This window comes from Sphingomonas sp. NFR15, assembly GCF_900103265.1.
Taxonomy (GTDB): Bacteria; Pseudomonadota; Alphaproteobacteria; order Sphingomonadales; family Sphingomonadaceae; genus Sphingomonas; species Sphingomonas pollutisoli.
In genome coordinates this window covers 790,694-812,407 of record NZ_FMWX01000001.1, presented here as the reverse complement: position 1 = coordinate 812,407, position 21,714 = coordinate 790,694, and the positions used below count along the sequence as shown (strand labels likewise).

General features: G+C 68.6%; 20 protein-coding genes. 10 read left to right on the top strand and 10 right to left on the bottom strand.

Annotated elements, in window-relative coordinates; genetic code table 11:
- Positions 1-110 precede the first annotated feature (110 nt).
- A complete protein-coding gene (gene gcvPA, locus BLS81_RS03760; RefSeq protein WP_093220867.1) occupies positions 111-1,469 on the top strand; it encodes an aminomethyl-transferring glycine dehydrogenase subunit GcvPA in 1,359 nt (452 codons plus the stop codon).
- Positions 1,466-3,040 (top strand): aminomethyl-transferring glycine dehydrogenase subunit GcvPB, encoded by a 1,575-nt coding sequence (gene gcvPB / locus BLS81_RS03755; RefSeq protein WP_093220864.1) that lies wholly within the window; start codon positions 1,466-1,468, stop codon positions 3,038-3,040. The genes gcvPA and gcvPB overlap by 4 nt, the downstream gene beginning before the upstream one ends.
- A gap of 132 nt (positions 3,041-3,172) precedes the next feature.
- Here the strand turns inward: gcvPB and BLS81_RS03750 are convergent, their stop codons facing one another.
- Entirely contained in the window at positions 3,173-3,964 is a 792-nt protein-coding gene (locus BLS81_RS03750) for a FadR/GntR family transcriptional regulator (RefSeq protein WP_093220862.1), read from the bottom strand.
- A 134-nt stretch (positions 3,965-4,098) separates the two neighbouring features.
- Positions 4,099-6,192, bottom strand: coding sequence for an ATP-binding protein (locus BLS81_RS03745; protein WP_218123086.1), 2,094 nt, complete (start codon positions 6,190-6,192; stop codon positions 4,099-4,101).
- Positions 6,193-6,368: 176 nt separating this feature from the next.
- On the opposite strand from BLS81_RS03745, the gene BLS81_RS03740 reads away from it, so the two are divergent.
- Positions 6,369-6,860, top strand: a complete 492-nt coding sequence (locus BLS81_RS03740; RefSeq protein WP_093220859.1) for a GNAT family N-acetyltransferase — start codon at positions 6,369-6,371, stop codon at positions 6,858-6,860.
- A gap of 129 nt (positions 6,861-6,989) precedes the next feature.
- On the opposite strand, the gene glpX is transcribed toward BLS81_RS03740, so the two are convergent.
- From glpX to BLS81_RS03715, 5 genes are all read right to left on the bottom strand, one after another.
- A complete protein-coding gene (gene glpX / locus BLS81_RS03735; protein ID WP_093220856.1) occupies positions 6,990-7,955 on the bottom strand; it encodes a class II fructose-bisphosphatase in 966 nt (321 codons plus the stop codon).
- Positions 7,956-8,147: 192 nt separating this feature from the next.
- Positions 8,148-8,918, bottom strand: a complete 771-nt coding sequence (locus BLS81_RS03730) for a glutaminyl-peptide cyclotransferase (protein WP_093220853.1) — start codon at positions 8,916-8,918, stop codon at positions 8,148-8,150.
- Positions 8,918-9,742 carry a 2,3,4,5-tetrahydropyridine-2,6-dicarboxylate N-succinyltransferase gene (gene dapD / locus BLS81_RS03725; RefSeq protein WP_093220850.1) on the bottom strand — a complete coding sequence of 275 codons (825 nt, stop codon included), beginning with the start codon at positions 9,740-9,742 and terminating at the stop codon, positions 8,918-8,920. Before dapD ends, BLS81_RS03730 begins: the two co-directional genes overlap by 1 nt.
- Positions 9,739-10,404 (bottom strand): pyrimidine 5'-nucleotidase, encoded by a 666-nt coding sequence (locus BLS81_RS03720; protein ID WP_093220847.1) that lies wholly within the window; start codon positions 10,402-10,404, stop codon positions 9,739-9,741. The genes dapD and BLS81_RS03720 overlap by 4 nt, the downstream gene beginning before the upstream one ends.
- Positions 10,405-10,532: 128 nt before the next feature.
- Entirely contained in the window at positions 10,533-11,147 is a 615-nt protein-coding gene (locus tag BLS81_RS03715) for a 3-keto-disaccharide hydrolase (RefSeq protein ID WP_093220844.1), read from the bottom strand.
- A gap of 151 nt (positions 11,148-11,298) precedes the next feature.
- On the opposite strand from BLS81_RS03715, the gene BLS81_RS03710 reads away from it, so the two are divergent.
- From BLS81_RS03710 to BLS81_RS03700, 4 genes are read left to right on the top strand one after another with little or no spacing between them, the layout of a single operon-like run.
- Positions 11,299-13,125: a beta-L-arabinofuranosidase domain-containing protein gene (locus BLS81_RS03710; protein ID WP_176787016.1), complete on the top strand. Its 1,827-nt coding sequence runs from the start codon at positions 11,299-11,301 to the stop codon at positions 13,123-13,125.
- The gene (locus tag BLS81_RS03705; RefSeq protein ID WP_176787015.1) at positions 13,125-14,393 is read left to right on the top strand and encodes a ribulose-bisphosphate carboxylase large subunit family protein; all 1,269 of its coding nucleotides are present in this window, start codon (positions 13,125-13,127) and stop codon (positions 14,391-14,393) included. Before BLS81_RS03710 ends, BLS81_RS03705 begins: the two co-directional genes overlap by 1 nt.
- Positions 14,390-14,797, top strand: coding sequence for a hypothetical protein (locus tag BLS81_RS20320; RefSeq protein WP_143023295.1), 408 nt, complete (start codon positions 14,390-14,392; stop codon positions 14,795-14,797). Before BLS81_RS03705 ends, BLS81_RS20320 begins: the two co-directional genes overlap by 4 nt.
- Positions 14,794-16,065 (top strand): four-carbon acid sugar kinase family protein, encoded by a 1,272-nt coding sequence (locus tag BLS81_RS03700; protein ID WP_093220836.1) that lies wholly within the window; start codon positions 14,794-14,796, stop codon positions 16,063-16,065. The genes BLS81_RS20320 and BLS81_RS03700 overlap by 4 nt, the downstream gene beginning before the upstream one ends.
- A 9-nt stretch (positions 16,066-16,074) precedes the next feature.
- On the opposite strand, the gene BLS81_RS03695 is transcribed toward BLS81_RS03700, so the two are convergent.
- Entirely contained in the window at positions 16,075-16,425 is a 351-nt protein-coding gene (locus BLS81_RS03695; protein WP_256326050.1) for a hypothetical protein, read from the bottom strand.
- 2 nt (positions 16,426-16,427) lie between these two features.
- Positions 16,428-16,724 (bottom strand): hypothetical protein, encoded by a 297-nt coding sequence (locus BLS81_RS03690; protein ID WP_256326049.1) that lies wholly within the window; start codon positions 16,722-16,724, stop codon positions 16,428-16,430.
- Positions 16,725-16,904: 180 nt separating this feature from the next.
- Here BLS81_RS03690 and BLS81_RS03685 point away from each other — a divergent pair, with 180 nt between their 5' ends.
- Complete coding sequence (locus BLS81_RS03685) at positions 16,905-17,225, top strand: Rap1a/Tai family immunity protein (RefSeq protein ID WP_143023294.1); 321 nt, start codon at positions 16,905-16,907, stop codon at positions 17,223-17,225.
- A 6-nt stretch (positions 17,226-17,231) separates the two neighbouring features.
- On the opposite strand, the gene BLS81_RS03680 is transcribed toward BLS81_RS03685, so the two are convergent.
- Positions 17,232-17,870: a YoaK family protein gene (locus tag BLS81_RS03680; protein WP_093221788.1), complete on the bottom strand. Its 639-nt coding sequence runs from the start codon at positions 17,868-17,870 to the stop codon at positions 17,232-17,234.
- Positions 17,871-18,063: 193 nt separating this feature from the next.
- Between BLS81_RS03680 and BLS81_RS03675 the strand changes: the two genes are divergently transcribed.
- Positions 18,064-20,469 (top strand): phosphoketolase family protein, encoded by a 2,406-nt coding sequence (locus BLS81_RS03675; protein ID WP_371128246.1) that lies wholly within the window; start codon positions 18,064-18,066, stop codon positions 20,467-20,469.
- Entirely contained in the window at positions 20,457-21,527 is a 1,071-nt protein-coding gene (locus BLS81_RS03670; protein WP_093220828.1) for an acetate/propionate family kinase, read from the top strand. Before BLS81_RS03675 ends, BLS81_RS03670 begins: the two co-directional genes overlap by 13 nt.
- The last annotated feature ends 187 nt before the right edge of the window (positions 21,528-21,714 follow it).

The window sequence follows — 21,714 nt, the reverse complement described above, 5'->3', positions numbered from 1 at the left end:
CTCCCGCTTGCGGGAGGGGTCGGGGGAGGGCCTGTCCACCCCTCCGGCCGATTGTTTGCGGACAAGCCCTCCCCCAGCCCCTCCCGCAAGCGGGAGGGGAGGAGATTCGAATGCGCTATCTGCCCCTCACCGACACCGATCGCCAGGCGATGCTCAGCGTGGTCGGCGCCGCCACGATCGACGATCTGTTCGTCGATGTGCCCGAGGCCGCGCGCCTCTCGGGTCCGATCGCCGGCCTGCCGATGCACGCGAGCGAAATGGCGGTCGAACGCCACATGAGCGCGCTCGCCGCGCGCAACACGGTCGCCGGGCAGGTGCCGTTCTTCCTCGGCTGCGGCGCCTACCGGCATCACGTGCCGGCGAGCGTCGATCACATCATCCAGCGTGGCGAGTTCCTCACCGCCTATACGCCGTACCAGCCCGAGATCGCGCAGGGCACGTTGCAGGTGATGTTCGAGTTCCAGACGCAGGTCGCGCGGCTGCTCGGCACCGACGTCGCCAACGCCTCGATGTACGACGGCTCGACTGCGTGCTGGGAAGCGATCGGCATGGCGCGGCGGATCACCAAGCGCGCCAAGGCGATCCTCTCGCCGGGGCTTCACCCGCATTACGTTTCCGTCGCGAAGACGATGGCGAAATACACCGGCGACGCGCTCGATACCGCGCTGCCGACGCTCGACGACGATTTCGGCATCGACGCGCTGATCGCCAAGATCGACGGCGAAACCTCGTGCGTGGTCGTGCAATATCCGGACATCCTCGGCCGCATCGCCGATCTCTCCGCGCTTGCCGACGCGTGCCATGCCAACAAGGCGCTGCTCGTCGCGGTCGTCACCGAGCCGGTCGCGCTCGGCGCGATCCGCTCGCCCGGCGAGATGGACGCCGATATCGTGGTGGGTGAAGGCCAGTCGCTCGGCGTGGGCCTCCAGTTCGGCGGCCCATACGTGGGCCTTTTCGGCTGCAAGGACAAATATGTCCGCCAGATGCCGGGCCGGCTCTGCGGCGAGACCGTCGATGCGGAGGGCAAGCGCGGCTTCGTGCTGACGCTCTCCACGCGCGAGCAGCACATCCGCCGCGAGAAGGCGACCTCGAACATCTGCACCTCCTCGGTGCTGTGTGCGCTGGCGATGTCCGCGCACATGACGCTGCTCGGCGAGGCGGGGCTGCGCCGGCTCGCCGATCTCAATCACCTGGGCGCGGTTTCGGCCGCCGACCGGCTTGCTGAAGTGCCCGGCGTCGAACTGGTGAACGGTGCGTTCTTCAACGAGTTCACGCTCAAGCTGACCAAGGAAGCCCGCCCGGTCGTCCGCGCGCTCGCCGATCGCGGCATTCTCGCCGGCGTGTCGCTGGGGCGGCTCTATCCGGGCGCGGCGGCGCTGGCGAACGGCCTTGTCGTCGCCGTCACCGAAACCACCACCGAAGACGATGTCGAAGCGCTGGCGCAGGCGCTCGCGGAGGAACTGGCATGAGCATCAATCCCGCCGGCTGGCGCCCCGAGCGCCCCGAGACCGCCGCCAACGCGGCGCCCGCCACCGTCACCGGCAACCGCGCGCTGATGCTCGAGGAGCCGCTGATCTTCGAGGTCGGCTCGACCTTGACCACCGGCGTCGATCTCGCCGAGCCGCCGGCGGGCAAGCCGCGCCTCGGCACTCTCGAACGCACCACCACGATCGGCCTGCCCGGCCTGTCCGAACCCGAGGCGATGCGGCATTACACGCGCCTCAGCCGCCAGAATTACGCGATCGACCTCGGGCTGTTCCCGCTCGGCTCGTGCACGATGAAGCACAATCCGCGCCTCAACGAGAAGATGGCGCGGCTGCCCGGTTTCGCCGACGTCCACCCGCTCCAGCCGGTCGATACCGTGCAGGGCGCCCTCGGCGTGATTCAGGAACTCGCGGTGTGGCTCATCACGCTCACCGGCATGCACGGCGTTGCGATGAGCCCCAAGGCGGGCGCGCACGGCGAGCTGTGCGGCATCCTCGCGATCAAGGCCGCTTTGGAAGCCAAGGGCGAGGGGCACCGCAAGGTCATCCTGGTGCCGGAGAGCGCGCACGGCACCAACCCCGCGACGGCGGCGTTCGCGGGCTATACGGTCGAGAACATCCCCGCCACCGACGAAGGCCGTGTCGACAGCGCCGCGCTGATCGCCCGGCTCGGACCGGATGTGGCGGCGGTGATGATCACCAACCCGAACACCTGCGGGCTGTTCGAACGCGACATGAAGACGATCTCGGACGCGGTCCACGCCGTTGGCGGTTTCGTCTATTGCGACGGCGCGAACTTCAACGCGATCGTCGGCAAGGTGCGTCCGGGCGATCTCGGCATCGACGCGATGCACATCAACCTGCACAAGACCTTCTCGACCCCGCATGGCGGCGGCGGTCCTGGCTCGGGGCCGGTCGTGCTGTCCGAAGCCTTGTCGCCGTTCGGCCCGCTGCCGTTCGTCGCCAAGCACGCCGACGGCCATTTCGCGTTGGTCGAGGAAGAGACCGCGGGCGACGATCATCCGCAGAGCTTCGGCCGGATGGTCGCGTTCCACGGCCAGATGGGCATGTTCACGCGCGCGCTCACCTACATCCTCAGCCACGGCGCGGACGGGCTGAAGCAGGTCGCCGAGGATGCGGTGCTCAACGCCAATTACATCCTGCGCAGCCTCGAGGGCACGCTCTCCGCGCCGTACGCGGCATCGGGACCGTGCATGCACGAGGCTCTGTTCTCCGACGACGGCTTCCCCGAGGGCTTCTCGACGCTCGACGTGGCGAAGGGGCTGATCGACGAGGGCTTCCACCCGATGACGGTCTATTTCCCGCTCGTCGTCCACGGCGCGATGCTGGTCGAGCCGACCGAGACCGAGAGCAAGGCCGGCATCGATCAGTTCGTCGCCGCCTTGCGCAGCGTGGCGGAGCGCGCGCGCGCGGGCGACGCCACGCTCAAGACCGCCCCGCATTTCGCGCCGCGCAGCCGCCTCGACGAGACGCAGGCGGCGCGCAAGCCGGTGCTGGTGTGGAAGGACGCGCCGCTCGCGCAGGCGGCGGAGTAACCCTCAACCCCGTTCGGGCTGAGCGAAGTCGAAGCCCGTACCGCGAGCACGGCGCTTGCGGCACGCCCTTCGACTTCGCTCAGTGCGAACGGTTCGTCTCGAAACCGTTCGTCGGATCCCGCGCCCGGCTCGCTACAGCCCGCTCAGCCGGCTGAACCGCTCGCGCGTGGTCTGCGCCGCGCGCCGCGCTTCGGCGACGGCGGCTTCCTCGGTCGCGAACAGCAGATGGTCGAGCACCGCCGCGATATGCGCGCGCATCGCCCCGCGCGCGCGCTGCGGGTCGCGCGAGCGTAGCGCCTCGGCGATCACGCGATGTTCCTCGACCACCGGCTTCACCTTGGCCGCCCGCGCCTTGGCGAGCAGCAGCGCGATGTCGGGTGAACTCGCCCGCAGATGCCACATATGCTCGACCGTATTGACCATCGCCGCGTTGCGCGTCGCGCGCGCGATCACCTGATGGAACTCGCGGTCGGTATTGTCCGCGTCGTCGGGGTTGGCGCTCATCCGGTTCTGTCGGTCGATCCGTTCGACCAGCTCGTCGAGCAGATCGAGTTCGGCATCGGTGATCTGCACCGCCGCCAGCGCCGCCGCCTCGCCTTCGATCGCGATCCGCGCCTCCATCAGCTCGAAACCGGTGACGTGGAAACCGGGCGTCTCGGCGGTGCCCGGAATGCGCCGCACATAGGCGCCCGCACCGATCCGCACCTCGACGAAGCCCTGCACCTCGAGCGCGATGATCGCCTCGCGCACAGTCGGCCGGCTGACGCCATGCTCGATCGCGAGATCGCGTTCGGCGGGCAACCGGTCGCCGATCGCATAGCGGCCCGAGGCCAGCTCCTCGAACAATTTGCGCGCGAGCTGCTGGTACAGCCGGTCGCGGCCTTCGCCGGAGCCCTCAGCCTGTGTTTCGCCTTCGGCCTTCATGCCCCCCTCCGATGCCGTGGCCGCCCGCGCCCCTTGCGATTTCGCGGCCCACCGCGTCTTCTGCCATAATCGAAGCGGGTCTGTCTCGGGTTCTTTCCAATCGCGCGATCATCGTCTTGATCGGATTGACCAATTCAGACCGAGGCCGCCGCCGGCATCTGCATCGCCGCGGCGATATGCAGCGCGAGGTCGGCCTGGCGGAAGGGCTTCTCCAGCCGCGGCAGGTCGGGCGACAGGCCGCCGGCGTCGGAATAGCCCGAAACCACCAGCACGCGCAGGCCGGGGCGCCGCGCCGTCGCCGCGCGCGCCAGCTCGGCCCCGGTCATGTGCGGCATGACATGGTCGGTGACGAGGATGTCGATGTCGGGGTTCGCGTCGAGCAGCGCGAGCGCCTCCTCGCCCGAGCGCGCCTCGATCACCGTGAAGCCGAGATCGGTCAGCATGTCGGCGGTGGTGGCGCGGACCAGATTCTCGTCATCGACCAGCAGCGCCGTGCCCGAGTGCCGGTGCGGCGCCGCTTCGGCCGGCACCGCCGCGACGGCGAGCACGGCGACATTCGAGACCGGCAGCCACAATTCGATCAGCGTTCCCGCGCCGACCGCGCTGTCGAGCGCGAGCGCGCCGCCGAGCTGCAGCGCGAGGCCGTGCGCCATCGACAGGCCAAGCCCCGTGCCGCGCCCGACGCCCTTGGTCGAGAAGAACGGTTCGATCGCGCGCGCGCGCGTCGTCTCGTCCATGCCGGTTCCCGTGTCCGCCACGGACAGCAGGATATATTGCCCTTCGCTCAGGCCGGCGCGGTGGTCGCGGCCGGCGCTGTCGAGCTTTGCCGCGATCGTCAGCGTGCCCCCCTCGGGCATCGCGTCGCGCGCGTTCACCGCCAGATTGAGAATCGCCATCTCGACCTGGTTCGCATCGGCGTGGGCGAGCGGCAGATCCTCGGCGATATCGAGGCGGAGCGATATCTGCGGACCGATCGTGGTGCCGATCAGCGTGCTCATCTCGATCAGCAACGTCGCGACGTCGATCGCGCCGGGGTTGAGCGGCTGGCGGCGCGCGAAGGCGAGCAGCCGCTGGACGAGCGTCTTGGCGCGATCCGCCGATTCGATCGCGCCCGAGATCAGCCGTTGCTCGCGCGCGCCGCCGACCGCGCGGCGCTGCAGCAGATCGAGGCTGCCGATGATCGGGGTGAGCAGATTGTTGAAATCGTGCGCGACGCCGCCGGTGAGCTGGCCCATCGCCTCCAGCTTTTGCGATTGGCGCAGCGCCTCCTGCGTCTTGATCAGTTCGCGCGTGCGCTCGGCGACGAGATGTTCGAGCGTCGCGGCGGAGTCGCGCAGCGCCTCCTCCATCCGCTGGCGCGCGGTGATGTCGACCGATACGCCGGCGAGCATCAGCGGCGTTCCGTCCGCCGCATAGGTCGGCTGCGCGCGGATCGCGACCCAGCACGTCTCGCCCGCCGCCGTCACCACGCGATGTTCGAGATCGCAGTCGTTGGCGTTGGCGATGCTTTCCCAGATCGTCGCGAACACGCGCTCACGGTCATCGGGGTGGATCGCCGCGCGCAATTCGGCGAAGGAGAAATCCTGGTCGGGATCGCGCCCGAAGGTGATCCGGCACATCGCCGAGGTCTTGAGCGCGCGGCTCGGCAGATCGAGCGACCACACCCCCATGCGCCCGGCGGCGAGCGCCATCTCGCGCTGACGGTCGCTCTCGCGGATCGAGGCGAGCAGTCGCGCATTCTCGATCGCGATCGCGGCGGACCGGGCGAGCGCCTCGAGCCGCGCGACCACCGCCGGATCGGGCTCGCCCGTCCGCGACCAATAGGCGCCGATCGCGGCGATCGGCTCGGGCCGGCCGATCGCCGCCATGGCGAGGCTGCGCACGAATGTCGGGCTATAGGCATCCCGTGGGATGCGGTCGTCGGTACGGATGTCGGGGATGACCACGGTTTCCTGGTGCAGCATCGCCCAGCCGGAAACGCAGCTTTCGATCGGGAAGCGCTTCCCCGCCCATAGCGGGCCGACCGCATCCTCGGCGGCGTAGAAGCAGGTGCCGGCCTCACGGACCACGACCGCGATGCCCTCCGCGCCGACGATCGCGCGCGCCGTCTCGCGCAGTACCGCCACGACCTCGCCGAGCGAGCGCGTCGTGGCGAGCCGCTCGCTCGCCGCTGCCAGTCGCGACCAACCCGCCTCCGGGTCGGATGGCTCGATAATGGTATCGATCATGACGACCTTGTCCTCAACGCGCGCCTCATATCACGTTGGCGGCACGGAAATACCGGAAAAGCGACGATTCATGCCCTGATGCGGCACGCGCTGCCGCGCGCGGCGTCCAAAGCGGAGGGCGGGTACCCGCGGACTCGGTGGTTTGATGCCGAGCCGATTTCTGCCAAAGCGCGGGCATGACGACGATCCGCCCTGTAACCGAAGCCGATGCCGACGCGATCACCGCGATCTACGCGCACCACGTTCTGCACGGCACCGGCACGTTCGATATCGATCCCCCCGGCGTCGCGCACTGGCGGCACAGGATCGCCGAGATTCGCGCGCGCTGCTGGCCGTTCCTCGTCGCCGAGCGCGCGGGCAGGGTGCTCGGCTATGCCTATGCCGCGCAGTTCCGGGATCGCGCGGCGTACCGCGCCTCGTGCGAGGACAGCATCTACATCGCCGAGGAAGCGCGGGGCGGCGGCGTCGGCACCGTCCTGCTCGGCGCGCTGATCGCCGCCGCGCCGGCGGCGGGGTTCCGCGAGATGGTGGCGGTGGTCGGCGGCCCCGAACCCGCCTCGGTCGCGCTTCACGGGAAGCTCGGCTTCCGCGAAGTCGGCCGGCTCCACGACATCGGCGAGAAATTCGGCCGCTCGCTCGACGTCCTCTTCCTCCAACGCACGCTCTGATCCTCCCCGGAACGGGGAGGGGGACCATTTTGCCTCTTCGGCAAAATGGTGGGGGGATTCCCCAAGCGACACCGCCCGAGCAGTCCCCCGAAACCGATCCCCCGCTCGATCCCGAGCGGGAGGAGCACATCAGATCCGGTGTTCGCCCTTCACCCAGCGCACCGTGCCCGAGGACGCGCGCATCACCACGCTCTCGGTGGTCATCACGCCCTTCTTGCGCTTCACGCCGGCGAGCAGCGAGCCGTCGGTCACGCCGGTCGCCGCGAAGATGCAGTCGCCCTTGGCCAGTTCGGTCAGGTCATATTGCTTGTCGAGATCGGTGACGCCCCATTTCGCGGCACGCGCGCGCTCGTCATCGTTGCGGAACAGCAGCCGGCCCTTGAACTGGCCGCCGACGCAGCGGAGCGCCGCTGCCGCCAGCACGCCCTCCGGCGCGCCGCCCGAGCCCATGTAGATGTCGATCGTCGTTTCCGGGTTGGTCGTCGCGATCACGCCTGCCACGTCGCCGTCGCCGATCAGCATCACGCCGCAGCCGAGCGCGCGCAATTCGGCGATCAGCGCCTCGTGGCGCGGGCGGTTGAGCACGCAGCACATGATTTTCGACGGCTCGACGCCCTTCGCCGCCGCCACCGCCTTGACGTTCTCGCTCGGCGATTTGTCGAGATCGATGATGTTGTCGGGATAGCCGGGGCCGACCGCGATCTTGTCCATGTACACGTCCGGCGCGTTGAGCAGCCCGCCTTCCTCGGCGATCGCCAGCACCGCGAGGCTGTTCGGGCCGGCGGTGGCGCAGATCGTCGTGCCTTCGAGCGGATCGAGCGCGATGTCGATCTTCGGCCCCTTGCCGATCGCCGAGCCGACCTTCTCGCCGATATAGAGCATCGGCGCCTCGTCGCGCTCGCCCTCGCCGATCACCACGGTGCCGTCCATGTAGAGTCCGTTGAGCGCGGTGCGCATCGCATCGACCGCCGCCGCGTCCGCCGCTTTCTCGTCGCCGTGGCCGATCAGGGGAGAGCAGGCGATCGCCGCCGCTTCGGTCACGCGGACCATTTCAAGGACTAGGACGCGGTCCAGAACATTGCTGACGGTCGACATGAACGATTTCCCCTGCTGCGTGTGACCTGCGGATAGGCAGCGGATGTGACGTTGTCGAGGCGTGGCGGGAGTCTTCTTGTCCGGCTCGGGCGGAAAGCTTCCGTGCGGCGTTTTACTCTTCGCCGCGTGTCGGCAAGACTTTGCTGCGGCCGAGAAAGACGGTAGCGTTACCAATCATGTGTCAGGCGCCGATTACCGCGTGTGCGGCGGCGCGATTTCGAATAGCAGCGGCCAGTTCTTGCCGGTCACGAACAGCCGGCGCGTCTTGGCGTCCCAGGCGATGCCGTTCGCGACCGAATCGCCGCCGCCGGCGTCGGCCTGCTTGGTCAGCGCGCTCACGTCGATCCAGCCGAGCACATGCCCGCTCGCCGGGTCGATCCGCGCGATCAGGTCGGTCATCCAGATGTTGGCGAGGATCTCGCCATCGACATATTCGAGCTCGTTGATGTTCTCGACCGGATTGCCGTCCGCCGTCACCCTGACGCGCTTGACGATCCGCAACGTCTTGGGATCGAGGAAGCGCAGCACCGGCGTCCCGTCCGACATGATGATGTGGTGCGCGTCCTTGGTCAGCGCCCAGCCTTCGCCGGGATAGCGGAAGCTGCCGATGCGCTTGAACCCGCCCAGCGTCCAGCGGTAGCCGTGGCCGCCCTTCCAGGTGAGGCTGACGATCTGGTCGCCCCAGTCGACGATCCCCTCACCGAAATCGGACGGCGGGATCGAGACCTTGCGCCGCACCACGCCGGTCTTGATGTCGACCTGGCGGATCGTCGAGCGGCCCTCGAAGCCGGTGCTCTCGTAGAGATCGCCGTCGCGGTAGAACAGTCCCTCGGTATAGGCACTGGTATCGTGCGGGAAGCTGGCGATCACCTTGGCCGGTTCGAGCGGCAATGGGTCGGCCGCCGCCGGGGCGGCAAGCCCCAGCAGCGCGAGCAGCCCGAGGAGGCGACCGGCCCCACGCATCAGTCGCGCAGCAGTTCGTTGATGCTGGTCTTCGACCGGGTCTGCGCATCGACGCGCTTGACGATCACCGCGCAGTACAGCGCCGGCTTGCCCTCGCCGCCGCCGATCGAGCCGGGAACCACCACCGCATAGGGCGGCACCGATCCGACATGCACCTCGCCGGTCGCGCGATCGATGATCTTGGTCGATGCGCCGAGATAGACACCCATCGACAGCACCGCGCCTTCGCCGACGCGCACACCCTCCGCCACTTCCGCGCGCGCGCCGATGAACGCGCCGTCGCCGATGATGACCGGATCGGCCTGGAGCGGTTCGAGCACCCCGCCGATCCCCGCCCCGCCCGAGAGATGGACGTTCTTGCCGATCTGCGCGCACGACCCCACCGTCGCCCAGGTATCGACCATCGTGCCCTCGCCGACATAGGCGCCGATGTTGACGAAACTCGGCATCAGGATCGCACCCTTGGCGATGAACGACCCGCGCCGCGCGACCGCGCCGGGCACCACGCGGAACCCGCCCGCGCGGAACTCGGCCTCGCCCCAGCCGGCGAATTTGGAGGGCACCTTGTCGAACGCCGGCGCGCCGGCCGCGCCGCTATCGACGAGGCTATTGTCGTTGAGCCGGAACGACAGCAGCACGGCCTTCTTGAGCCACTGGTTGACCACCCAGCCATCGCCCGACGGCTCCGCGACCCGCGCCTTGCCCGCATCGAGCAGCGCCAGCGCGCTTTCCACCGCATCGCGCACCGGCGCGCCTGTATCGAATCCAATGGTGTCACGCGCGTCCCACGCCGCCTCGATGGTCGCTTGCAGGTCGTCGCTCATTGGTCCTCCAGAATGTCGTGCAGCCAGTGCGTTATGTCGTGGGTGGTGAAGTCGATGAAGCCGCGGTCGGCGTCATGCCCCTGTTCGGAGCCGTTATCGACCCACACCGTGGTCATGCCGATCGCCTTGGCCGGCGCGAGGTTGCGCGCCATGTCGTCGGCGAACACCGATGCCGCCGGATCGAGATCGAACGCCGCGCACAGCCCCGCATAGGCCGATGCCTGCGGCTTGGGGATCAGGTCCATCGCGTGGATGTCGTGGATGGCTTCGAAGCTCTGCGACAGCCCGAGCCGTTCGAGCACGCGGCCCGCATACGGCCCGTCGCCGTTGGTGAACACGATCTTGCGCCCCGGTAGCCGCGCGATCGCGGCGGCGAGCGGCGCGTTCTCCTCCAGCACGTCCATCTCGACATCGTGGACGAAGTCGAGAAACTCGTGCGGATCGACATCATGCTCGGCCATCAGCCCGGCGAGCGTGGTGCCGTGGCCGAGGAAATAGCTCTTCTGCAACCGGAACGCCTCCGCCGTATCCACCGCGAAGCGGTTGGCGATATAGGCGGTCATCTTCGCGTCGATCTGGCGGAACAGGTCCGCGCTCGCCGGATACAGCGTGTTGTCGAGATCGAAGATCCAGTTGCTTATGTGTCGCAGCGCGGGGTGCATCGAAAAATCCAGAACGTCCGCCGTTTCCCAACAGCCAAAGGCCGAAAAGACCCGCCCGGGATCGTTTCGACGCGCTTGTGGCGCAAGGTTCGCCGGAAGGCCAGCGGGTTTATGCCGCCCGCGCGCCTTTACAACGGCGTCAGCACGATATCGCGGAACGCCACCGTCATCGCCACCTTGTCGTGCAATTGCAGGCAGATCTTGCCGGTCTGCGCGATGCTCGTGTCCGGCTCGACATAATCGACGGTCTTCACGCCGTTGAAGGTCAGCACGATATGCCGGCCCTTGGCGACGATCGCATAGCGGTTCCACCGGCCGTCGTTGAGGTGCCGCGCGATCTTGCTCTGGTCGAAATCGGCGAGCGTCACCTTGCGGCGGCCCTCGTCATACAGCGTGCCCCAATAGATATGCCCGGCATCGGCCTGATAGCCGATCACCTGCGTCGCCCCCGCATCGACGCGCGCGGTGCGGAACTGGATGCCCGTATTGGCATATTGCCCGCCGTCGATGCGGAAGCGCGCGGTCAGGCGGAAGTCGCCATAGTCGCGCGTCGTGCAAAGGAACGTCTTCTTGGTCAGCACCCGGTCGATCGTGCCGCCGGTGATGCTGCCGTTCTCGACACGGAAGCTGTCCGCCGTGCCCTGTTCCCAGCCCGCCAGCGTCCGCCCGTCGAACAGCCGGACCGGCGCGGGCGCGGCCCCGCCACACGCCAGCGCCGCCAGACACATCGCAAATCTCCGCATGTTCCTCTCCCGTTCAGGTCTATGAGCCTCTCGCGCGGCCCTAGCACTTTTGGTTTTAATTTCGAATGTCTTTCGATTGCCTTCGGATTTGTCTGTCGCTAATCATGACCCGAAGCCACCGCGCAGCGGTCCCTGCGAAAAGGAAATGGTCTTGAGAGGATTGCTCGATCTGGAGCTGTCGCGCCGAACGATGGTGCAATGCGCCGCCTGCGCGACGGCGGGAACCGCGCTCGGCGCCGCGTCGGTCGGCCGCGCGGCGGTCCCGGCATCCGCCACCCAGCCGGGTCGCGAGGCGATGCGCGAGTTTCCATATGGCGCGGTCACGCTCACCGGCGGCCCGCTCAAGGCGCAGTTCGATCGCATCCACGCGCATTATCTCGCGCTCGACAATGATCGCATCCTCAAGGTCTTCCGCGAGAATGCCGGCCTGCCCGCGCCGGGGCCGGATATGGGCGGCTGGTACGACAAGGACGGCTTCGTCCCCGGCCTCACGCTCGGCCAATATATCTCTGGCCTTGCCCGGCTCGGCGCCGCGACTGGCGACAAGGCGTGCCACGCGAAAGTCGCGGCGCTGGTCGATGGCTTCGGCAAGGCGTTCGTCGCCGCCAAGAACCCCTATGTCGGCCCCAAGGCGCAGGCGCAGTGGGCCGCATACGTCATGGACAAATATATCGTCGGCATGATCGACGCCTATCGCCTGAGCGGCGTCGAGCAGGCCAAGACGTTGCTGCCGATCATCGTCGCGAAATGCCTGCCCTATATCTCCCCGGTCTCGCGCGACCGGATCGGCAAGCTCGATCCGCCCTATGACGAAACCTATGTCCTGCCCGAGAACCTGTTCCTCGTCGCCGACATCACCGGTGACGACAAATACCGCCAGCTCGCCAAACATTACATGCTCGATCCCGAGTGGTTCGATCCGCTCGCGGCGGGGCAGGACGTGCTGCCCGGCAAGCACGCCTATAGCCACACGATCGCGCTCAGCTCGGGCGCGCAGGCCTATCTCCACCTCGGCGTCGACAAATACCGCAAGGCGCTGGTCAACGCCTACCGGTTCATGGAGCCGCAACGCTTCGCCAGCGGCGGCTGGGGGCCGGAGGAGCAGTTCGTCCCGCTCCACCAGGGCAAGCTCGCCGCCAGCCTGACCAGCTCGAAGGCGCATTTCGAAACGCCGTGCGGCAGCTTCGCCGATCTCAAGCTCGCGCGCTATCTGATCCGCTTCACCGGCGAGGCGCAATATGGCGACGGGCTGGAGCGCACGCTCTACAACACCATGCTCGCCGCGCGCATGCCCGATAGCGACGGCGGCTATCCCTATTATTCGGATTACGGCCCCGCCGGCGAAAAACGCTATTATCATCAGAAATGGCCATGCTGCTCGGGCACATTGGTGCAGGGCGTCGCGGATTATGGGCTCAATGCCTATTTCCACGACGACGCGACCGTGCTGGTCAACCTCTACACGCCCTCGGAACTACGCTGGGATCGCGCCGGCGGCATGGTCGAACTCGTGCAGGAAACCGCATACCCCGCCGCGGATACGGTTCGACTTACAGTGCGCAAGCCCGGCGACGGCCGCTTCGGCGTCAAGCTGCGCATCCCGGCATGGACCAGGGGCGCGACGCTCACGGTCAACGGCAAGCCCCAGTCGGTCACGCCCGGCACGCTCGCGGCGGTGACGCGCACCTGGAAGGCGGGCGACGTGATCGACCTCAGCATCCCGCAGCCGCTGCGTACGCTTCCGATCGACGACAAGAACCCCAATCTCGCCGCCGTCCTGCGCGGGCCGGTGATGTACGTCGGCATCAACCCCTGGGCGGGAATCGAGACCCAGCCGCTCGCGCTGCCGCAGGCGCTCGAAGCGATGCCCGAGAATCCGCAGGCGTATCGCACCAACGTCGGCGGGCGGAACCTCGTCTTCGTGCCCTATTACACCGTCGATACCGAGCGATCGGCGACCTATTTCAAGGTGGCGTGATGAGCGACGACCGTGTTTACGCGACCTATTGGATCGAAACCGCTTTTCCGCTCGAACAGGCGGCGGCGACGATGGCGGGCGAGCAATCGACCGGCACCTTCGTTCGCGTCCCCGGCGAGACCGATGCGCTGCGCGAGACGCACGCCGCCCGCGTCGAGGCGATCGAAGATCTGGGCGCCGTCGCCGCGCCGTCCTTGCCCGGTAGCGGCCTCCCGAAGTCGGGCGAGACCAGCCGCCGCGCGGCGCGCGTGGTGCTGTCGTGGCCGCTCGTCAATTTCGGCCCGTCGCTGCCCAATCTGCTCGCGACGGTGGCGGGCAATCTCTCCGAGCTGAAGGCGTTCTCCGGCCTCAAGCTGATCGATCTCACCCTCCCGCCGGCCTTCCTGGGTCGCTATCAGGGGCCGCAATTCGGCGTCGCCGGCACACGGCGGCTCGCCGGCGTTTACGACCGCCCGATCATCGGCACGATCATCAAGCCGAGCGTCGGCCTCTCGCCCGAGGCGACCGCCGATCAGGTCCGCGCGCTGGTCGAGGCCGGGGTCGATTTCATCAAGGACGACGAGCTTCAGGCCGACGGTCCGCATTGCCCGTTCGACGCGAGGATTTCAGCGGTGATGCGCGTCATCAACGATCACGCCGACCGCACCGGCAAGAAGGTGATGTACGCCGCCAACCTCACCGGCGACATCGACGAAATGCTCGCGCGCCACGACCATGTGCTCGCGCAAGGCGGCACCTGCATCATGGCGAGCATGAACTCGATCGGCCTGCCCGCGATGAAGGTGCTTCGCGCGCACAGCCAGTTGCCGATCCACGGCCATCGCAACGGCTGGGGGATGCTCGGGCGGTCTCCGGCGATCGGGATGAGCTTCATCGCCTATCAGAAACTGTGGCGGCTCGCCGGGATCGACCACACCCATGTCAACGGCATCGACAACAAATTCTGCGAACCGAATGACAGCGTCATCGCCTCGGCGCGCGAGTGCCTGACGCCGATGTTCGCCGCGCCCCATCCGGGCTGCGAGATCATGCCGGTGTTCTCCTCCGGCCAGTCCGCGCGCCAGGCCGCGCCGACCTATGCCGCGCTTGGCTCGGTCGATTGCATGTTCGCAGCCGGTGGCGGCATCATGGCGCACCCCGGCGGCCCGGCGGCGGGGGTACGCGCGCTGATGCAGGCATGGGAGGCGGCGGTCGCCGGCGTGCCGGTCGAACAGGCAGCGAAGGATTCGCCCGAACTCGCGGCCGCGCTCGGCGCGTTCGGCGGATGAGCTTCGCGTCCGTGCCGTTCGTGCTGAACGAATCCGAGGCCCGTGCCACGCTCGCCTCCCCGTCGTTCGTGCTGAACGAAGCCGCCCGTTCTCCGTTCGTGCTGAGCGAGGTCGAAGCACGTGCTGCATCCGTACCCACTCCGTTCGTGCTGAACGAAGCCGCCCGTTCTCCGTTCGTGCTGCGCGAAGTCGAAGCACGTGCTGCATCGGTACCCACTCCGTTCGTGCTGAACGAAGCCGCCCATTCTCCGTTCGTGCTGAGCGAAGTCGAAGCACGTGCCGCATCCACACCCACTCCGTTCGCCCCGAACGAAGTCGAGGGGCGACACAGGAGCGCAGGTGCCTCGACTTCGCTCGGCACGAACGGACCCGGTTGGGCCGCGTTAACGACACCCACCCCATGACCCTCCGCTACGCCTTCTACGGCGACGATTTCACCGGCTCGACCGACGTGCTCGAACAGCTCGCCGAAGGCGGCGTGCCGGCGGTGCTGTTCCTGCGCGCGCCCGACCCAGCGCTCCGCGCGCGCTTCCCCGACGCACAGGCGATCGGCCTCGCGGGCGACAGCCGCAGCCGCTCGCCCGAATGGATGGCCGAGCATCTCCCCGCCGCCTATCGCGCGCTGGGGGAGGGGGCGTTGGTCCATTACAAGACCTGTTCGACTTTCGACAGCAGCCCGCATACCGGCTCGATCGGCCGCGCGCTCGACCTCGGTGTCGCCGCATTCGGTGGCCCCGCCGCGATCGTCGTCGGCGCGCCGCACCTGCGCCGCTACGTCGCGTTCGGAAACCTGTTCGCGGCGGCCGGCGCGGAGGTGTACCGCATCGACCGCCACCCGACGATGGCGCGCCACCCCGTCACGCCGATGCACGAGGCCGACCTGATCCGCCACCTCGCCGCGCAGACGCAGGCGCGCATCGCCCTCATCCCGCTCGACCGGATCGAGGCGGGCGAGGCCGGCACGGCGTTCGACTCGGCCGATGCCGACGCGGTGCTGTTCGACGGCGTCTCGCTGCGCGATCTCGCCGCCACCGGCGACGTGCTGCTCACGCGCGGCGTGCGCTTCGCGGTCGGCAGCTCGGGGGTGACGCGCGCGCTGGTGCTCGCCTGGCAGGCGGCAGGGCTGATCGAACCGGCGCCGCCACCGCCGCGCGCGCCGCCGGTCGATCGGCTGCTCGTCGTCAGCGGCAGTTGTTCGCCCGTCACCGCCCGCCAGATCGCGCGCGGAATCGCCGACGGCTACGCGCCCGCGCGTGCCGGTGTCGCTGCATTGCTGCGCGGCGAGAGTGCCGAGGAGGAGCGTCTGGTCGCTGCCGCCGTCGCCGCGCTGGGGCAGGGTGGGCGCGGCGTGATCCACTCGGCGGAAGGCCCGCTCGGCGAAACCGCCCCCGCCGCCGGTGACATGCTCGGGACGGCGCTCGGCCGCGTCACCCGCGCGGTGATCGAGCGCACCGGCCTCACGCGCATCCTGTTCGCGGGCGGCGACACGTCGAGCCACGGTGTCGCCCAGCTCGGCATCGACGCGCTCACCTGGGCCGCGCCGATCGAACGCGGCGCCCCGCTGGTGCGCGCGCACGCCGCCGACCCGGCGATCGACGGCTTGGAGCTGGTTCTCAAGGGCGGGCAGATGGGCGGCGAGGGCTTCTTCGAAACCGTGCGGCGCGGCGGATAGCGCCGTGCGTCACTGATAATGCGCGACGTTGCCGAACCCGACGTTGGTCTTGGTCATCTTGGCGAGCTTGCGCAGATAGCTGCGGACATGCCGGTCGAACCGCGTATCGTCATACACGCCGCGCCAGATATAGTCGTCACGCGCCAGCAGCGCGCGCACCTCCTCGGCGAACGCGCTCTGCGCATCGACCGAGGCTTTGTCCTTCAGCGCGGCGCACACCATCTCTTCCGCCGCCGCCTTGTCGCAATCGTCGTGGAATTCATACCCGCCGCGCTCGGCCCGCACCTGCTCGGCGCGTGCGGAGGCGATCCGCCGCGCGAGCCACGTCCGCACCGCCGCGCCGTCCCATTCGGCCGTCACGCTCAGCGACCGCGCCGATATCCGCCGAATCGGCTGCTCTCGAACGATACCACCGCGCCGGCATTGTCGCCGAGCGGGATCGCCGCCACGCCATAGGCGCCGCGCGTCCCGTTCGATCCGATCATCGCGCCGATCTCGCCGTGGATGCCGGGACCGCCCGCGTCGCGCGCTTCACCGCGCGCCGCCGCCGCGCTTTCCACCGTGTTGCTGTCGAGGATCGCGTCGCGCTCGGCGTCGCTCAGCCGGATCGTGTCGCCTGGCGGCGGCGCGGGCGGCTCCGGCGCCTGGGCGATGCCCACAGCGGGCCAGCAGCAAACCCCCGCGACGAGGGCGAACGCAAACGGAATCGCGCCAGCGCGCGATGGCATCGAACGAGTCATGCCGCGCTTGTACCCCGGATCGCCCCGATCGCCAAAGCCGCCCGCGTCCGATTGTGGATCGCGGCGCGATATGCGAACAGCGGGCGCGAGGAGAGCGACATGATCGGCCTGATGATGCTTCTGGCGGCGGAAAGCGCCACCTTCATGAACGGGCAGGATCTGTACGCCTTGTGCAAGGGCGACGAGTCCGAGCGGTTGCAATGCCTGCGCTATGTCGAGGGCGCGGCGGACGGCATCGCCGTCACGCAATGGTCCAACCGGCGCAACGTGCGGCAGGTCTGCATCCCCACCAAGGCGACGATCAAGAAGCTCGCCGCCGTCACCGTCAAATATATGAACAAGCACCCGGAGGATCGCGATCGGCAGGGCAGCATCATCGTCCTGCGCGCGTTCAAGAAGGCCTATCCCTGCCGCAAGTGAGCCGGCTCAAACCTCCCGCACCGGCCCGATCGCGACCGTTCCCGCCAGCAGCAGCGCCGTCGCCGCCACCGCGATCCACAGCGCCGTCAGCCCCAGCGCGGGGTACACCGCCGCGCCGGCGACCGCGCCCGTCACCAGCCCGAGCCACAGCAGCAGATACGGCACCCACGCGAAGCGCGGCCCCCCGGCGAACGCGGCGGCGAGATGCTGCCCGAACTTGACGAGCGTGCCCGTCATATAGGTCACGCCGACGCTGACCTCGCCGTCGCGCTGGAACACCGCGTTGAGCGCCCCCATCGCGCTCGCCATCAGCAGCGGCGCCACCACCGGGCCGCTGTCGAGCGATGCCGCGACGATCAGCTCCAGCAGAACGAACCCCAGCACCGCCTGCTTGCGCCAGCGCCCGGCCAGGCGCCCCACGGTCGCACCCGCCATCACCCCGATCACGAACGCCGCGATCACCGCGCCCACGAACAGGCTGCCGCGCGGATCACCGGCGACGCCGACCGCGAGCCGCGTCGAATTGCCGCTCATGAACGACACGAACATCCCGCCCAGCTTCAGAAAGCCGAGCGCATCGACGAAGCCCGCCAGCGCGGCGAGCCCGATCGCGAGCAGGCGGTGGGGGTGTTCGTAGCGGCGCATCGCCGCGCCATAGCGCGGATGCCCGCGCCGCATCCACCCCGCGCGCGAACCGGCCCGGCCGTTCGGCCCCGCTTCGGCTTTCGCCCGCCGCCCGCGCTGTGGTACAAGCGCCCATCGTGGGTACCGTCTCGCGCCGGCGCTGCCGCGTCCAGCGCGCGCCCGTTCGAGACGCAAGAGGAGCAGGGCCTTGACCGTGACGACACAGACCGGAGTCGAACAGGCGGAGCTGGAACGGGCGCCCGGCGCGCCGGCGGGGCCGCTCTCCGCCGAGTTGCTCCACCGCATGCACGGCTATTGGCGCGCCGCCAATTACCTCTCGGTCGGCCAGATCTATCTGCGCGCCAATCCGCTGCTGGAGCGGCCGCTCACCCGCGCCGACATCAAGCCCCGGCTGCTCGGCCATTGGGGCACCACGCCGGGGCTCAACCTGCTCTACGTCCATCTCAACCGGCTGATCGTCGAGCAGGACGTGAACATGATCGCGATCATCGGCCCCGGCCACGGCGGGCCGGGGCTGGTCGCGCACACCTATCTCGAAGGTTCCTATACCGAACGCTATCCGGCGATCGAGCGCAGCCGGGGCGGGATGGAGCGGCTGTTCCGGCAATTCTCCTGGCCCGGCGGTGTCCCCAGCCATGTCGCGCCCGAAACCCCCGGTTCGATTCATGAGGGCGGCGAACTCGGCTATGCGCTCGCCCACGCCTATGGCGCCGCGTTCGACAATCCCGATCTGGTCGTCGCCTGCGTGATCGGCGACGGCGAGGCCGAGACCGGCGCGCTCGCCGCGAGCTGGCACAGCAACAAGTTCCTCAATCCCGCCAGCGACGGCGCGGTCCTGCCGATCCTGCATCTCAACGGCTTCAAGATCGCCAACCCGACCGTCCTCGCGCGCATCCCCGAGGACGAACTCGCCAGCCTGATGCGCGGCTACGGCCACGAACCGCTGTTCGTCGGCGGCGATGATCCGATGATCGTCCATCAGGAACTGGCGGCGACGCTCGATACCGCGCTCGCCCGCATCCGCGACATCCAGCGGCACGCGCGCTCCGGCGCGGCGGGCGATCGGCCGGCCTGGCCGGTGATCGTGCTGCGCACCCCCAAGGGCTGGACCGGGCCGAAGCGCGTCGATGGCAAGCCGGTCGAAGGAACGTGGCGCGCGCATCAGGTGCCGATCGCCGATTTCAACGATCCCGAGCATCTCGTCCAGCTTGAAACATGGCTGCGCAGCTACCGGCCCGACGAGCTGTTCGACGCCAATGGCAAGTTCCGCGAGGCGTTCGCCGGTCTCGCACCGACCGGCCACCGCCGGATGGGCTCGAACCCGCATGCGAACGGGGGTGAGCTGATGCGCCCGCTCGTCCTGCCCGATTTCCGCGCGCATGCCGTGGCGGTGGCGACGCCCGGTTGCGTCGAAGCGGCGGCCACCGCGACGCTTGGGCGGTATCTCAAGGACGCGATGGCGCTCAATCTCGCCGGCGCCAATCTGCGCCTGTTCGGCCCGGACGAGACCGCCTCGAACCGCCTGCAAGCGGTCTATGACGTCACCGGCAAGCGGTGGATGGCCGAAACGCTCCCCGACGATACCGATCTCAGCACCGATGGCCGCGTGATGGAGGTGCTCAGCGAGCATCTCTGCCAGGGCTGGCTGGAGGGCTATCTGCTCACCGGCCGCCACGGGCTGTTCTCCTGCTATGAGGCGTTCGTCCACATCGTCGATTCGATGGTCAATCAACATGCCAAATGGCTCAAGACCACGCGCGTGATCCCGTGGCGCAAGCCGATCGCGTCGCTCAACTATCTGCTCACCTCGCACGTGTGGCGGCAGGACCATAACGGGTCGTCGCACCAGGATCCCGGCTTCCTCGATCATGTCGCGAACAAGACCGCCGACGTCGCGCGCATCTATCTACCGCCCGATGCCAATTGCCTGCTGTCGGTGGCGGACCATTGCCTGCGCAGCCGCGGCTACATCAACGTCATCGTCGCCGGCAAACAGCCCGAGCTTCAGTGGCTCGATATCGAGGCGGCGGTGCGCCATTGCACCATCGGCGCGGGCGTCTGGGATTGGGCCAGCGACGAGGGCGATCCCGATGTGGTGCTCGCCTGCGCGGGGGACGTGCCGACGCTGGAGACTCTCGCCGCCGCCATGCTGCTGCGGGACTATGTGCCGGACATCCGCGTCCGCGTCGTCAACGTGGTCGATCTGATGGTGTTGCAGCCGCAGAAGGCGCATCCGCACGGGCTCGATGATCGCGCGTTCGATGCGATGTTCACCACCGACAAGCCGGTGATCTTCGCCTTCCACGGCTATGCGTCGCTCATCCACCGGCTCGCCTATGCGCGCGCCGGGCACCACAATTTCCACGTCCGCGGCTACAAAGGCGAGGGCACGACCACGACCCCCTTCGACATGGTGGTGATGAACGATCTCGATCGCTACCGGCTCGCGCTCGATGCGATCGAACGGGTGCCACGCCTCAAGGATCACGTGCCCGCCGCGACGGCGCGCTATTGGGCGATGATGGAGCGGCACAAGCTCCATGTCGCCGAACAGGGGGATGATCTGCCGGAGGTGCGCGACTGGCGATGGGCGCGCTGATCCTCGCGCTCAACGCCGGTTCGTCGTCGTTGAAATACGGCGCTTTCACGATCGACGGGAACCGTTGCGAAGCCGTCGCGGGCGGCACCGTGGCGGGGGCGGACCATGCCGAAGGCTTCGATGCGATCGCCGCCAAGCTCGACGGCGCGACGCCGGACGCGATCGGCCACCGCATCGTCCACGGCGGCCCCGACCTGTTCGATCCGGTCGTGGTCGATGCGGACGTGACTTCGCGGCTGGAGGCGGCGTGCGCGTTCGCGCCGCTGCACGGCCCGGCGGCGCTGTCGCTGATCGGCGCGGCGCGGCGGCGCTTCCCCGATATTCCGCAAGTCGCCTGTTTCGACACCGGCTTCCACCGCGATCTGCCGCCGGTCGCGGCGGTGCTGCCCGTGCCCGCGCGGCTTCGCGCCGAGGGCATCCGCCGGTATGGCTTCCACGGCCTGTCGTGCCGGTCGATCGTCCGGCAGCTCGGCGACGATCTTCCCGAACGCCTCGTAATCGCGCATCTCGGCAGCGGCGCCAGCGTGACCGCGGTTCGCGCCGGCCGTTCCGTCGATACCTCGATGGGGCTGACCCCGTCGGGCGGGGTCGTGATGGCGACGCGCAGCGGCGATATCGATCCCGGCGTCCTGCTGTTCCTGCTGCGCGAGCGGGGCATGACGGCGGCGACGCTCGAGGAACTGGTGGACAAGAAATCGGGTCTGCTCGGCGTTTCGGATCGCTCTGGCGACATGCGGACGCTCCGGGAGGCGCGGGAGGCGGCGCCCGAGGCGCGGCTCGCGATCGACATCTTCTGCCGGTCGGTCGCCAAGCAGATCGCCGCGATGATCGTCAGTCTCGGCGGAATCGACATGCTCGTCTTCAGCGGCGGCATCGGCGAGCATGATGCCGCCACGCGCGACGCGATCTGCGCGGACCTCGCCTGGGCGGGCGTGCCGCGCGCCGGCGAGGCCGGTGCCGTCGGCGTTCGCGTGTGCGCCCCCGACGAGGAGGAACAGATCGCGCGGGAGACGGCGGCGCTGGTCGGCCACGGCGCGACGGTGCGCGCCGACGCGTGAAGCCGCCCGCTTCGGTCGGCACGCGTCCGGCGAACGGGCCGCGCGCATCGCGCCAAGGTTGATCCAAGCAGGCCCATTTCCGTGCCCGATGCCATGCCGAATAGGGCGAGTAGCGGATCGTGATACCGTGGAATACCCGTATCGGCGCTAAAGTCGTGTCATAGTATCGTGGCCCATATCGACGAGC

What these genes read in the sequence shown, in the direction of transcription:
- glpX (WP_093220856.1), bottom strand. Translation starts at nt 7,955, where the DNA reads ATGTCGACCGTCAGCAATGTTCTGGACCGCGTCCTAGTCCTTGAAATG.
- BLS81_RS03670 (WP_093220828.1), top strand. Translation starts at nt 20,457, where the DNA reads ATGGGCGCGCTGATCCTCGCGCTCAACGCCGGTTCGTCGTCGTTGAAA.
- BLS81_RS03720 (WP_093220847.1), bottom strand. Translation starts at nt 10,404, where the DNA reads ATGCACCCCGCGCTGCGACACATAAGCAACTGGATCTTCGATCTCGAC.
- BLS81_RS03745 (WP_218123086.1), bottom strand. Translation starts at nt 6,192, where the DNA reads ATGATCGATACCATTATCGAGCCATCCGACCCGGAGGCGGGTTGGTCG.
- gcvPB (WP_093220864.1), top strand. Translation starts at nt 1,466, where the DNA reads ATGAGCATCAATCCCGCCGGCTGGCGCCCCGAGCGCCCCGAGACCGCC.
- BLS81_RS03680 (WP_093221788.1), bottom strand. Translation starts at nt 17,870, where the DNA reads ATGCGCCGCTACGAACACCCCCACCGCCTGCTCGCGATCGGGCTCGCC.
- gcvPA (WP_093220867.1), top strand. Translation starts at nt 111, where the DNA reads ATGCGCTATCTGCCCCTCACCGACACCGATCGCCAGGCGATGCTCAGC.
- BLS81_RS20320 (WP_143023295.1), top strand. Translation starts at nt 14,390, where the DNA reads ATGAGCTTCGCGTCCGTGCCGTTCGTGCTGAACGAATCCGAGGCCCGT.
- BLS81_RS03730 (WP_093220853.1), bottom strand. Translation starts at nt 8,918, where the DNA reads ATGCGTGGGGCCGGTCGCCTCCTCGGGCTGCTCGCGCTGCTGGGGCTT.
- BLS81_RS03750 (WP_093220862.1), bottom strand. Translation starts at nt 3,964, where the DNA reads ATGAAGGCCGAAGGCGAAACACAGGCTGAGGGCTCCGGCGAAGGCCGC.
- BLS81_RS03705 (WP_176787015.1), top strand. Translation starts at nt 13,125, where the DNA reads ATGAGCGACGACCGTGTTTACGCGACCTATTGGATCGAAACCGCTTTT.
- BLS81_RS03715 (WP_093220844.1), bottom strand. Translation starts at nt 11,147, where the DNA reads ATGCGGAGATTTGCGATGTGTCTGGCGGCGCTGGCGTGTGGCGGGGCC.
- BLS81_RS03740 (WP_093220859.1), top strand. Translation starts at nt 6,369, where the DNA reads ATGACGACGATCCGCCCTGTAACCGAAGCCGATGCCGACGCGATCACC.
- BLS81_RS03700 (WP_093220836.1), top strand. Translation starts at nt 14,794, where the DNA reads ATGACCCTCCGCTACGCCTTCTACGGCGACGATTTCACCGGCTCGACC.
- BLS81_RS03685 (WP_143023294.1), top strand. Translation starts at nt 16,905, where the DNA reads ATGATCGGCCTGATGATGCTTCTGGCGGCGGAAAGCGCCACCTTCATG.
- dapD (WP_093220850.1), bottom strand. Translation starts at nt 9,742, where the DNA reads ATGAGCGACGACCTGCAAGCGACCATCGAGGCGGCGTGGGACGCGCGT.